We start from the raw sequence: 11792 nt of genomic DNA, 5'->3' as shown, positions 1-11792 counted from the left end.
TCACATGTCTCAACACCCTCGCGCCCACATACGGGCGCCCCAGGTGACGCGGGGTGGAGCAGCCCGGTAGCTCGTCAGGCTCATAACCTGAAGGTCACAGGTTCAAATCCTGTCCCCGCAACCAACAATAGCCCGCAAGTCGAAGGACTTGGCGGGCTATTGTTGCGTCCGACGCACATCCATCCCCAACGCCGAACCTGCGACGTAACGCCGTCGCCCCAGCCTGCCGGTTCGGTGTGCTGAAAGATCCGTTGGCGCCGCCGCTCGGCACAGCTTCCGTTGCTCTTACGTCCTAACCGGCCTTCGAAGTTGCGGCTTTCGGGTCGCGCGCCCGCCGAGACACGAAAAGGCTACGGCTGGCCACGCGGCAAACGATCGACCAGTTCGAGGCAAAACCATACCGGGGTGGCCTTCCAGTCCCTGCATGGTCGACCTCGATAAACGGCTGTCGTCGACAACGCATTGGAACCGTTTGCCGCCAATCGTCCAACTGCCCTTGTGACGACTCCGGGCAAGCCGGCGGCAACGTGCAACGAACCGCAGTTCCAGGTTCTGCCCGTCGCCGCTCCGGCGGGAGCGTGGCAAAGGCGCGCCGTCGATCAGCCCACGCTCCGTGTCCGGAGAACTCCAACTCGGCGTGGCAACGCCTCCTCGCACCTCGCGACCGCGCACCCGTTTGGCGCATCCCCGCAACGGCGGGGAAACAGCAGCATCACGCCGATGATCCCGACAAGCACCGGGATATCCCCGCAAGCGCGAGGGAAGAACGCCCATTCTATCGCGAACCCGTTACCGCCGTCATACCATGGCCGTCCGGTTCCGATCGGAGGTGGCGGTAGCACGCGCGCAGGCCGTTCGACCGGATGCCTCGCTTCCTCCGCTCGCAGGATGTCGGACCCGAAGGAACCTCATCGCACTTCGATGCCCGGCCTACGGTGTCGGCCGGGCGTGGCAATGGTGCGCAAGAACGACCCGGCACCTTCACGATCGCTTGTCAGGGCGCCCCGAACCCGCATAGTCGCGCCCCAGACAGATCGGAGCGCCCCTTGTCCCACGACCCTGCCCAGACCGACGTCCTCATCATCGGGTCGGGTGCCGCCGGCCTGACCGCGGCGCTGCACCTGGCGGAACGGTTCCGGGTCACGGTATTGGCGAAGGGCGCGCTGAACGAGGGGTCGACCGCCTGGGCGCAAGGCGGCATCGCTGCGGTGCTCGAACCCGGCGACACGTTCGAGAACCATGTCGAGGACACGATGGTCGCCGGCGCCGGCCTCAACGATCGCGCGACCGTCGAGTTCGTCGTGGAGGGGGCCCCCGCCGCGATCGAGCGGCTGGCGGCGCTGGGCGTGCCGTTCAACATGGACGGTGAGGCGCTGCACCTGACGCGCGAGGGCGGTCATTCGCATCGCCGTATCGTCCATGTCGACGACGCCACCGGCTGGGCGGTGCAGGAAGCGCTGATCCGGGCTGCGCGGGCCCATCCCAACATCACCCTGCTGCCCGATATGGTCGCGGTCGATCTGGCGACCAGCCGGCACGAGCAGCGCTATTCGGGCGCCGGCAATGTCTGGGGCGTCTATGCGTTCAACCGCGCCACCGACCGGGTCGAGCTGTTCACCGCGCGCGCAACGATCCTCGCGACCGGCGGGGCGGGGCGAACCTATCTGTTCAGCACCGCGCCGCGCGGCGCGACCGGCGACGGCATCGCCATGGCATGGCGCGCGGGCTGCCGCGTGTCGAACATGGAATTCATGCAGTTCCACCCGACCTGCCTCTACAATCTGGAGGTCAAGAATTTCCTGATTACCGAAGCGGTGCGCGGCGAGGGCGGGAAGCTCATCAACCCGACGACGGGCAAGAATTTCATGCCCTATTACGACCCCCGCGCCGAACTGGCGCCGCGCGATATCGTGGCGCGGGCGATCGATGCGGAAATAAAGCGGTTCGGGCTCGACTACGTCCATCTCGACATCAGCCACATGGAGCCGGCGTTCGTCCGCGGCCATTTCCCCAATATCCACGAGAAGCTGCTCGGCCTCGGCATCGACATGACGCGGCAGGGCATTCCGGTGGTTCCGGCGCAGCATTACACCTGTGGCGGCGTGGTGATCGACCGCGACGGGCGTACCGACCTGCCCGGCCTCTATGCCGTGGGCGAGGTATCGCAGTCGGGGCTGCACGGCGCCAACCGCCTCGCGTCCAATTCGCTGCTCGAATGCTTCGTGTTCGGCGAGGCGGCGGCGCGCGACATCGCCGCGCGCTGGGCCGACCTGCCGCCGCCGCCCGCGATCCGGGGCTGGGACGAAAGCCGCGTGACCGATTCCGACGAGGAAGTGGTCATCAAGCAGAACTGGACCGAGATCCGCCGCTTCATGTGGAACTATGTCGGCATCGTCCGGTCGACCAAGCGGCTGGAGCGCGCGCGCCACCGCATCGCGATGCTGACCGAGGAGGTCGCCGATTATTACGGCCATTTCCGGGTGACCGCCGACCTGATCGAACTGCGCAACCTGCTGCAATCGGCCGACCTGATCGTGCGCTCGGCGCTCCGGCGCAAGGAGAGCCGCGGACTTCACTACACCCTCGACTACCCCGAAACCGACGCACAGGCGCTCGACACGATCCTTGTGCCGTAACGCGCGCGGAAGGTTGCCGCGTTTCGTCGTCCCGAGAGGGGATTTCGTCGCAAGCGCCGCCCCGCGCCCTGTTATGTTAACAGGCGGACAAGCATGGTTGCGCCAAGTTCCGGGGTGAGATGATCGCGCACATGTTGAATCGAATCGGGTCGCGCAACGCGGCGCTGGTAGTTGCGGTGGTCGCACTGGGCGGTGCCGGGCTGGCCACGCGAACGCTGCCGCCGACCGCGCAGGCCGCCGCGCCGCGCTATGCCGTTCCCGTCCCGCTGCCGGCACAGACCCGGCCGGCGCCGCCGGCACTGGCCGCCGCGATCAATGCGCTGGGCGGCGGGTTCCAGGGCAAGGTCAGCATCGCGGTGCGCAGCATCGACGAAGGCTGGGTCGTCGGCCACGCCATGGACCAGCGCATGCCGCAGCAATCGGTCAGCAAGCTGTGGGTCGCGCTGACGATGATGAACGCGATCGACGAGGGGCGCTATGCGCTGACCGCCCCGGTCACGATCACGCGCAGCGACCTGACGCTGTTCCACCAGCCGATCGCCTATCTGATGAAGGACGGCGCGTTCAACACGACCGTCGGCGACCTGCTGCGCCGCGCGCTGACGATGAGCGACAATACCGCCAACGACAAGCTGCTGAACCTGGCGGGCGGACCGGTCGCGGTGCGCGACTTCATCGCCAGCCGGGGGCTGGGCAATATCCGCTTCGGTCCCGGCGAGCGGCTGTTGCAGGCGCGGACCGCCGGGCTGCCGTGGAAACAGGAATATTCGCAGGGCAACGCCTTTGCGCAGGCGCGCTCGCGGCTCGACCCCAATGTCCGCCGTGCCGCCTATCAGGCCTATGTCGCCGATCCGCCCGATGGCGCCGGGGCGGGGGCGATCGCCGATGCGCTGGCGCGGCTCCACCACGGCATGCTGCTGACCCCGCAGTCGACGCAGTGGCTGCTCGACACGATGAGCCACACCCGCACCGGCCGCGCCCGCATCCGCGCCGCGCTGCCCGCCGGGTGGAGCGTCGCGCACAAGACCGGGACCGGGCAGGATCTGGGCGGCCGCACCGCTGGCTTCAACGATGTCGGCATCCTGACCGCACCCGATGGCAAGGCCTATGCCGTGGCGGTGATGATCGGCGACACCGCGCGCCCAGTGCCCGAACGCCAGCAATTGATCCAGACGGTCGTGTCGTCGATCGTCGCGGTGCACGGATAGGGCGATCGGGGCGCTCCGCTATGCCGTGGACGGGGCGGAGCGCTTCGACCGGGCGGTAGCGGCAGAGCTGCCGGCGCTCTTCGCCGCGGTCGCGGCGATGCCGCCCGATCGGGCCGGTGTCCGGATCGCCGGCAATGCGGCGGTCCGATCGCTGGTGCGACCCGACGGGACGATCAGAACGATCGCGAGCCACGCGCTGGGGACCATCGCCCACCCGGTCCGCGCCGTGTTGTTCGACAAGAGCGAAACCACGAACTGGGCTCTGGGCTGGCATCAGGATCGCACCATCTGCGTCCGTGAGCGCATCGATGTTGCCGGTTTCGGGCCATGGACGACGAAATCCGGGTTGCAGCATGTCGAGCCGCCGTTCGACCTGTTCGCCGGAATGGCGACGTTGCGGGTGCATCTCGATCCGGTCGATGCGGACAATGCGCCGCTGCTCATCGCGCCAGGGTCGCACCGGGCAGGTCGCGTTCCGGTGGAGGCGATTGCTGCGACGGTCCGCCGCCATGGCGTGTCGGCCTGTCTGGCAGGGGCGGGGGATGTCTGGCTCTATGCCACCCCGATCCTGCACGCATCGGATGCCGCGGTCCGGCCCCGCCGCCGACGGGTACTACAGATCGACTATACGGCGCGGCCGCTGCCGGGCGGGCTCCAGTGGCAGTGTGTGTAGCTTGGTCAGCGCTTCGCCAACGGCCGTGGTCCCACGCCCATGGCGGTAATGACGACCGGCGCGATGCTGCCATCGGCGCGGAACGTCATCCGGTCGATCGCGACCTCGCGGTGATTGCCATCGGTCTCGCCCAGCGGGCGGCGGTGATAGACGATGTACCACTCGTCGGTGCCCGGTATCCGCACCAGCGAGTGGTGCCCCGCCCCGCGTGCGACGCGGGCATCCTGTTGCAGCACCACCCCGCGCGGGGTGAACGGCCCGAGCGGGCCGGGGCCGGTAGCATAGGCGACGCGGTAATCGGGGCCGGTCCAGCCGCCCTCCGACCACATCAGGTAATAGACGCCGTTCCGCTTCACCATGTACGGCCCCTCGACATAGTCGGGGGAGGGGGTGATCGCCTTGAACCGGGTGCCGTCGGCGAACGGCACGATGTCGGTCAGCGTGTCCGACAGGCGCACGACGTTGCAGTGCTTCCACCCGCCATAATAGAGATAAACCTGCCCGTCGTCGTCGCGGAACGCCATCTGGTCGATCGGCTGCGCGCCGTTCACGATCCTGTCGATCAACGGCCTGCCGATCGCGTCGCGGAACGGCCCTTCCGGCTTGTCCGCCACCGCGACGCCGATGCCGCCCTTCTGCGCATCGTTCCTGATGTCGTTCGCGCCGAAGAACAGGTAATAGCGTCCGCGATGCTCGATCGCCGAGGGTGCCCACATCGCATAGGCGGCCCAGCCGACGCGTTCGACGTCGAGCACGCGGGGATGCCGGGTCCATTCGACCAGGTCGGGCGAGGAAAAGGCGTCGAGGAACGTCTGGCGCAGGAACGGGTGCCAGATATGCGGTGCCTTGCGCTCCGCCACCTGCCACGGCGTCAGCCGGCTCGGCGGCGCGGGCGTATCCTGATCGGCGGAATAGGTGGGATAGATCCAGTAGCGGTCGCCGAAGATATGGATTTCGGGATCGGCGTACCAGCCGGGAAACGCCGGATTGGCCGCCAGCGCCGCGCGCGGCAGCGCCAGCGATGCGCCCAGCCCCGCGAGCAGCGTCCGCCGCCCGATCGTCAGGTCAGCGATAGTCGGTGATCGCATGGGTCCCCTCCTCCGGAGCGACGCGGGGACCGACGATCGCGACCGCCGCCCCCGCCGCCTTGCCCGCCGCGACCCCGGCGGGCGAATCCTCGAATACCAGGCAATCCGCGATCGATACGCCCAGCCGGTCGGCGGCGAGGCGGAAGCCCTGCGGATCGGGCTTGCCGGCGGTCACGTCTTCGGCGGTGATGAACACTTGCGGGATCGGCAGGTCGATCGCGCGCAACCGCACCTCGGCCAGGTTGCGCGGCGCGGAGGTGACGATCGCCCACTCGGTCGGCGCCAGCCCGGCGATCAGCGCGTGCACGCCGTCGATCGCGACGATACCGTCGACATCCTCCAGTTCGGCCGCGATCAGCCACTGCGCTTCGGTGGCGATATCCATGCCCGGCGTGGCGAAGCGCCGCACCGTATCCTCGCCCCGCACGCCGTGGCACACCGCGATCAGCGCCTCGGCATCGATGCCGTGCCGCGCGCACCAGCGTCGCCAGACCCGCTCGACCGCTGCGGTGGAATCGAGCAGCGTGCCGTCCATGTCAAACAGGAACGCGGCGTAGCGGGTGTTGCAAAACAAGGGCATGCGGCCGGTCGTACCGGGCCGGGGCGGGGGAGGCAAATCGCTCACAGCTACCGGCGGGATGTACCCCCGCGCAGGTGGGGGCCTGGAGTTCGATCCATCGGTATGGAAACGTCACCCCGGCGAAGGCTGGGGTCTCCATCGGCGCCTGCTGCGCGCTGCCACCGGGAGATCCCGGCCTTCGCCGGGATGACGCCCGTTTCAAAAGAGTCGCACGGAACGGCGGTTTGCGCTTGTCGCTCCGGACCCCCGCCTGCGCGGGGGGCGCTATCGGCTGGGGCGCAGCGTTGCGGTCACCTCAATGCCGGAAGTGGCGCATCCCCGTGAACACCATCGCGAGGCCGGCTTCGTCCGCCGCCGCGATCACCTCGTCGTCGCGGATCGATCCGCCGGGCTGGATCACCGCGGTGGCACCCGCCTCGACCGCGGCCAGCAGCCCGTCGGCGAACGGGAAGAACGCGTCCGATGCGACCGCCGAGCCGATGGTGCGCGCCTCGGCCCAGCCGGCCTTGTCCGCCGCGTCCTTCGCCTTCCACGCGGCGATCCGCGCCGATTCCAGCCGGTTCATCTGCCCCGCGCCGATCCCCGCCGTGCTGCCGCCCCGGGCATAGACGATCGCGTTCGACTTGACGTGCTTGGCGACGGTCCATGCGAAGCGGCAGTCGGCCAGTTCCTGTTCGGTCGGCTGGCGCTGCGTCACGACCTTCAGTTCGACCTGATCGAGATTGCCGCCGTCGCGCGACTGGACCAGCAGCCCGCCGGCAATGGTCTTCACCATCAGCCCGCCACGCGCCGGATCGGGCAGGTCGCCGGTCAGCAGCAGGCGCAGATTCTTCTTTGCCGCGAACACCGCCTTCGCCTCGTCATCGGCCGACGGCGCGGCGACGACTTCGGTGAAGATGCCGCTGATCGCGCGCGCGGTTTCGCCGTCGAGCGGGCGGTTGACCGCGATGATCCCGCCGAACGCCGACACGCTGTCGCACGCCAGCGCCGCCTGATACGCCTCGATCAGCGTAGCGCCGGTCGCCACGCCGCACGGATTGGCGTGCTTGACGATGACCACGGTCGGCGGCCCGTCGCGAAACTCGCTGACCAGTTCCAGCGCGGCATCGGCGTCGTTGTAATTGTTGTAGCTCAGCGCCTTGCCCTGCACCTGCTCGGCCTGCGCGATACCGCGCGCGGCCGGCCCGCGCGGGATGTAGAGCGACGCCGACTGATGCGGGTTCTCGCCATAGCGCAGCTCGGCGCCGCGGGTGAAGGCGAGCGGCAGCGTGTCGGGGAACCTCTGCCCCTGATCGGCGAAGGCGAACCACTGCGCGATCGCCGAGTCATAGGCGGCGGTGGCGGCATAGGCCTTGGCGGCGAACCGGCGGCGGGTGGCGAGGCTGGTGCCGCCGCTCGCATCCAGTTCGGCGATCAGCGCGGCATAGTCGGCGGGATCGGTCACGATCGCCACCGCGTCATGGTTCTTGGCGGCGGATCGCACCATCGACGGGCCGCCGATGTCGATATTCTCGATGATCGTCTCGCGATCGGCACCCTTGGCCACGGTCGCTTCGAATGGATAGAGGTTCACGACGACGATATCGATCGCGCCGATGCCATGTTCGTCCATCGACGCGACATGCGCCGGATTGTCGCGCACCGCCAGCAACCCTCCATGCACCACCGGGTGCAGCGTCTTGACCCGCCCGTCCATCATCTCGGGAAAACCGGTCAGGTCGGAAATGTCGCGGACGCCCAGCCCCGCATCGCGCAGCGCGGCGGCGGTCCCGCCGGTCGATACCAACTCGACGCCGTGGCGGCTGAGCGCGGTGGCGAGGTCGACGATGCCGCTCTTGTCGGAAACCGAGAGAAGCGCGCGCTGTGCGGTGACATGATCCATGGCCGCGCCCTTTCGCGCGAATGGCGCGACGGGGCAAGGGGGCGCGGCTTGCGACTTTCGGCGGGTGGGCGTAGCCTCCGCGCCGTCCCCAACGGAGTCGGAACGATGGTCCAGTCGCCCAGCTGAACCGGCGGAATGTCCGCCGCACGATTACTCCGACAGGGACTCCATCATGCACCGTCTGCAATCGAAACTCTGCGTCGTCACCGGCGCTGCGCGCGGGATCGGCCATGCCATCGCCACGCGCTTTCACGAAGAGGGCGCCACCGTCGTTCTGACCGATATCGACGCGCAGGCCGGACAGGCCGCCGCTGATGCGCTCGGCTGTCGCTTCGTCACGCTCGACGTGCGCGAGGAGGGGGACTGGACCCGGCTGGCGCACGCGGTGCCGGTCGCCGATGTCGTGGTCAATAATGCCGGCGTGACCGGGTTCGAAAGGGGCATGGTGCTGCAGGATCCTGAACATGCGTCGCTCGCCGACTGGCGCGCGGTCCATGCCGTCAATCTCGACGGCACCTTCCTTGGTTGTCGCTATGCGATCGGCGCGATGAAGGCGGCAGGGACCGGATCGATCATCAACATCTCGTCGCGCTCCGGGCTGGTCGGCATCCCGGGTGCGGCGGCCTATGCCTCGTCCAAGGCGGCGATCCGCAACCACAGCAAGAGCGTCGCACTCTATTGCGCGCAGCAGGGCTGGCGCATCCGCTGCAATTCGGTCCACCCCGCGGCGATCCTGACCCCGATCTGGGAACCGATGCTGGGCGACGGACCGGACCGCGACGCGCGGATGGCGGCTCTGGTCGCCGACACGCCGCTCAAGCGCTTTGGACTCCCGGAAGAGGTCGCGGCGGTCGCGGCGATGCTGGCGTCGGACGAAGCGGCGTACATGACCGGGACCGAGGTCAATATCGACGGCGGGTTGCTGGCAGGATCGGCGGTGTCACCGGGGTGAGGGAGGCAGCGGCCTGCCCGATTCCGTATCCCCGCGCAGGCGTTGATTCAGCGCCAAACAGGCCGGCGGCGTTCGGGGCTCTGGACCCCCGCCTGCGCGGGGGTACGGCTGGAGTTTGATCCATTTGTATGGAAACGTCACCCCAGCGTAGGCTGGGGTCTCCACCGGCGCCTGCTGCGCGCTACCACCGGGAGATCCCGGCTTTCGCCGGGATGACGCCCGTTTCAACAGGGATGGATCAAACCCCAGCCCTGTGTATCGCCCCTACCGCGCCCGGTGGAACCGCCACGAAAAGTCATGCCCGCCCGCCGGCGTGGCGCCCGACAGCACCAGCTGGAACGTCGCCACCGGCGTGCCGCTATCGTCGAGCCACAGGCTTTCCTCGACGCCCAGCGTCGCGCCCTTGCAGCGGAACTGCCATACCGGGCCTTCGGGAATGCGCAGGAACGCGGCCTGTCCGTCGGCGGTGGGCGCGATCTCGATCCCCGGCGCCAGGTGGAAGCGCGCGACGAAGCCCGTCTCGCCCTTGCGCCCGCGCCGGCCGGTCGGGATCAGCATGTCCTCGCCCTGCACGTCGCGGCCATCGGCGGACAGGGTCAGGACGCGGCGATGCTGGAACCCCAGCCGCCTGGCATAGCCGTCATGCGCGACCTCGATCCGGCTGATCGCGTCGCTTTCCTGACGGTGCATGTCGACCACGCCGACGCCCTTGCCCAGCGACCCGTCGGCATGGATCGCGGTGGAATTGGCATCGGCCAGCACCAGCGTCGAATGCGCGGCGGTGGTGCGCAGCGCGCGGCGCAGTTCGCTCGACAGCGTCAGCAGCGCGGCCCCAGCGCCGCCGCAATTCACCACGATCCGCTGTCCGGCATCCGACAGCTCGAACGCCAGCGTCGACGCGCATCCCTCGCGCGAGGCCGGCGCGATCGGCGGCGGGGCGGAATCGACGATCAGCACGGTGCGTCCCGCCGCCAGCCGCTGATATCCCCAGTCGCCGGCATGGCGTAAGGGGCGCGTGCGCACGGCCGTAGCCGCGACGACATCGGCGATGCGCTCGCCCGACACCGGTCCCGACCCCTGCCAGCAGGCCAGTCCCCCCTCGCCATGGCATACGCCCAGCAGCGCGGCGACCATCCGCGTCAGCGCCAGTCCCTGCGCCTCGGGCACGTCCAGCCGCCGCGCGGCATAGATTTCGCGCAAGGCCGTCAGCGTCATCACCGCGTCGAGCTGTTCGGCGGGCGAGCGGCCGACGATGCCGCCATCCTCGAACATGCCCATCGCCAGCGCCCGCGCGAGGCCATGTTCGCCGAACCCGCGCCGCGGATCGCCGCCGGGCACCACCAGTCCGGCGGCGACCACCCCGGCCCAGGCGGTGATCGCGCGGATGCCCGCCGGTGCCTTGCCCGCCTCGCCGTCCAGATGCCGGGCGGCGCGCGCGATCGTGTTCAGCACGCGCGATCGATAGACGAGGTCGGTCGACGACAGGATCAGCGGCGCATGCGCGATCCAGAACAGCATCCGCCGTCCGGTCAGGTGCGCCGCCCACGCCGGCTCCGATACCCGCTCGCCATGCGCCGCCAGCCATTGCAGCATCAGCGTCTCGGCGATCGGCACCGCCGTCACCCGCGGCGCGACGCTCGACAGGTCGCGCAGCCACGCGAAGCTGTGCAGATGCTCGGCAAAGGCGGCGGAGAATTTCGGCCGGTCCAGCCCCAGCCGCTCTACGGCCACGGTTTCGCCCCGGAACATCAATTCGCCGCGCAGCAGCGCCTGCCCGCGCGCCACGTCGCCGAAGAACGGATCGTCGGCGACCGCGATCAGCTTGAGCGGATGCCGCCCTTTCAGCCGGAGGCCGTGCAGCGGCGTGCGCCACGCAAGGCGTTGCAGCTTCTCGGCGATGCGTTCGGACAGCGACAGCCCGGTGCCGCCGCCCTGTCGCACCAGCCGCTTGCCGACGTCGATCCCGTCGCGCGGTTCGTCGATCGGCTGGGGCGGGATCATGCGCCGCGCAGTGCGGCGATGTTCGCGGCATAGGCGGTCGGGCCGCCGGTAAAGGTCGCGGTCCCGGCGACGAGGCAGTCGGCCCCGGCCGCGATCGCCTTCGGCGCGGTCGTGCGGTCGATGCCGCCATCGACCTGCAGATCGATCTGCCGTCCCGTCGCGTCGATGCGGGCACGCAGCGCCTCGATCTTGCGCAGCTGGCTGTCGATGAACTTCTGCCCGCCGAACCCGGGATTGACGCTCATCACCAGCAACAGGTCGGTCAGGTCGATGACCTGATCGACCACCTCGACCGGCGTGCCGGGGTTCAGCACCACGCCGGCGCGCTTGCCCAGCGCCTTGATCCGCTGGAGCGTGCGATGGAGGTGCGGGCCCGATTCCGGATGGACCGACAGGATATCGGCCCCGGCTTCGGCGAACGCCTCGACCAGCGGGTCGACCGGCGACACCATCAGGTGGACGTCGAACGGCTTCGCGCTGTGCGGGCGCAGCGCCTTCACCACCGCCGGGCCGATCGTCAGGTTGGGGACGAAATGCCCGTCCATGACGTCGATATGGATCCAGTCCGCCCCGGCGTCGTCGATGGCGCGCACTTCCTCGCCCAGCTTGGCGAAATCGGCGGAAAGGATGGAGGGCGCGATACGGACGGCTTGCATGGCGTTCGTCCTAGCACGGTCTGGCGACTCGGCAAGCGAAGGGTAAAGGCACAGGCAAGAATTGGTGCGCGAGGGGGCGCGGAGACGCGGGGGACTTCGCGTCTCCGCGCCTTCGC

At 69.1% G+C, this 11792-nt stretch carries 9 protein-coding genes and 1 tRNA gene; 5 read left to right on the top strand and 5 right to left on the bottom strand.

All coding sequences use genetic code 11. The features are described 5' to 3' along the window. The first annotated feature begins 47 nt into the window (after positions 1 to 47). From QLH51_RS16415 to QLH51_RS16400, 4 genes are all read left to right on the top strand, one after another. Positions 48 to 124 (top strand) — tRNA-Met (locus QLH51_RS16415). A gap of 922 nt (positions 125 to 1046) precedes the next feature. Next, positions 1047 to 2636 (top strand): L-aspartate oxidase, encoded by a 1590-nt coding sequence (gene nadB, locus QLH51_RS16410; protein WP_125661151.1) that lies wholly within the window; start codon positions 1047 to 1049, stop codon positions 2634 to 2636. 131 nt (positions 2637 to 2767) lie between these two features. After that, the gene (locus QLH51_RS16405; protein WP_125661155.1) at positions 2768 to 3844 is read left to right on the top strand and encodes a serine hydrolase; all 1077 of its coding nucleotides are present in this window, start codon (positions 2768 to 2770) and stop codon (positions 3842 to 3844) included. A gap of 25 nt (positions 3845 to 3869) precedes the next feature. Next, positions 3870 to 4517 (top strand): phytanoyl-CoA dioxygenase family protein, encoded by a 648-nt coding sequence (locus QLH51_RS16400; RefSeq protein WP_206429235.1) that lies wholly within the window; start codon positions 3870 to 3872, stop codon positions 4515 to 4517. A gap of 5 nt (positions 4518 to 4522) precedes the next feature. Here QLH51_RS16400 and QLH51_RS16395 read toward each other — a convergent pair whose 3' ends face one another. The 3 genes from QLH51_RS16395 to purH form a co-directional block, all read right to left on the bottom strand. After that, complete coding sequence (locus QLH51_RS16395) at positions 4523 to 5605, bottom strand: glycoside hydrolase family 43 protein (protein WP_125661158.1); 1083 nt, start codon at positions 5603 to 5605, stop codon at positions 4523 to 4525. Next, positions 5583 to 6185 (bottom strand): HAD-IA family hydrolase, encoded by a 603-nt coding sequence (locus tag QLH51_RS16390; protein ID WP_125661161.1) that lies wholly within the window; start codon positions 6183 to 6185, stop codon positions 5583 to 5585. Before QLH51_RS16390 ends, QLH51_RS16395 begins: the two co-directional genes overlap by 23 nt. 295 nt (positions 6186 to 6480) lie before the next feature. Further along, positions 6481 to 8067, bottom strand: coding sequence for a bifunctional phosphoribosylaminoimidazolecarboxamide formyltransferase/IMP cyclohydrolase (purH, locus tag QLH51_RS16385; RefSeq protein ID WP_125661164.1), 1587 nt, complete (start codon positions 8065 to 8067; stop codon positions 6481 to 6483). 172 nt (positions 8068 to 8239) lie between these two features. On the opposite strand from purH, the gene QLH51_RS16380 reads away from it, so the two are divergent. Further along, positions 8240 to 9019, top strand: a complete 780-nt coding sequence (locus QLH51_RS16380; protein ID WP_125661167.1) for an SDR family oxidoreductase — start codon at positions 8240 to 8242, stop codon at positions 9017 to 9019. A gap of 264 nt (positions 9020 to 9283) precedes the next feature. Here QLH51_RS16380 and QLH51_RS16375 read toward each other — a convergent pair whose 3' ends face one another. After that, the gene (locus QLH51_RS16375) at positions 9284 to 11020 is read right to left on the bottom strand and encodes a heparinase II/III family protein (protein ID WP_125661170.1); all 1737 of its coding nucleotides are present in this window, start codon (positions 11018 to 11020) and stop codon (positions 9284 to 9286) included. After that, complete coding sequence (rpe, locus tag QLH51_RS16370) at positions 11017 to 11676, bottom strand: ribulose-phosphate 3-epimerase (protein ID WP_125661174.1); 660 nt, start codon at positions 11674 to 11676, stop codon at positions 11017 to 11019. Before rpe ends, QLH51_RS16375 begins: the two co-directional genes overlap by 4 nt. Between the last annotated feature and the right edge of the window lie 116 nt (positions 11677 to 11792).

The organism is Sphingomonas sp. 2R-10 (genome assembly GCF_030062225.1).
Classification (GTDB): Bacteria; Pseudomonadota; Alphaproteobacteria; order Sphingomonadales; family Sphingomonadaceae; genus Sphingomonas.
This window is presented reverse-complemented; position numbering and strand designations above follow the sequence as displayed.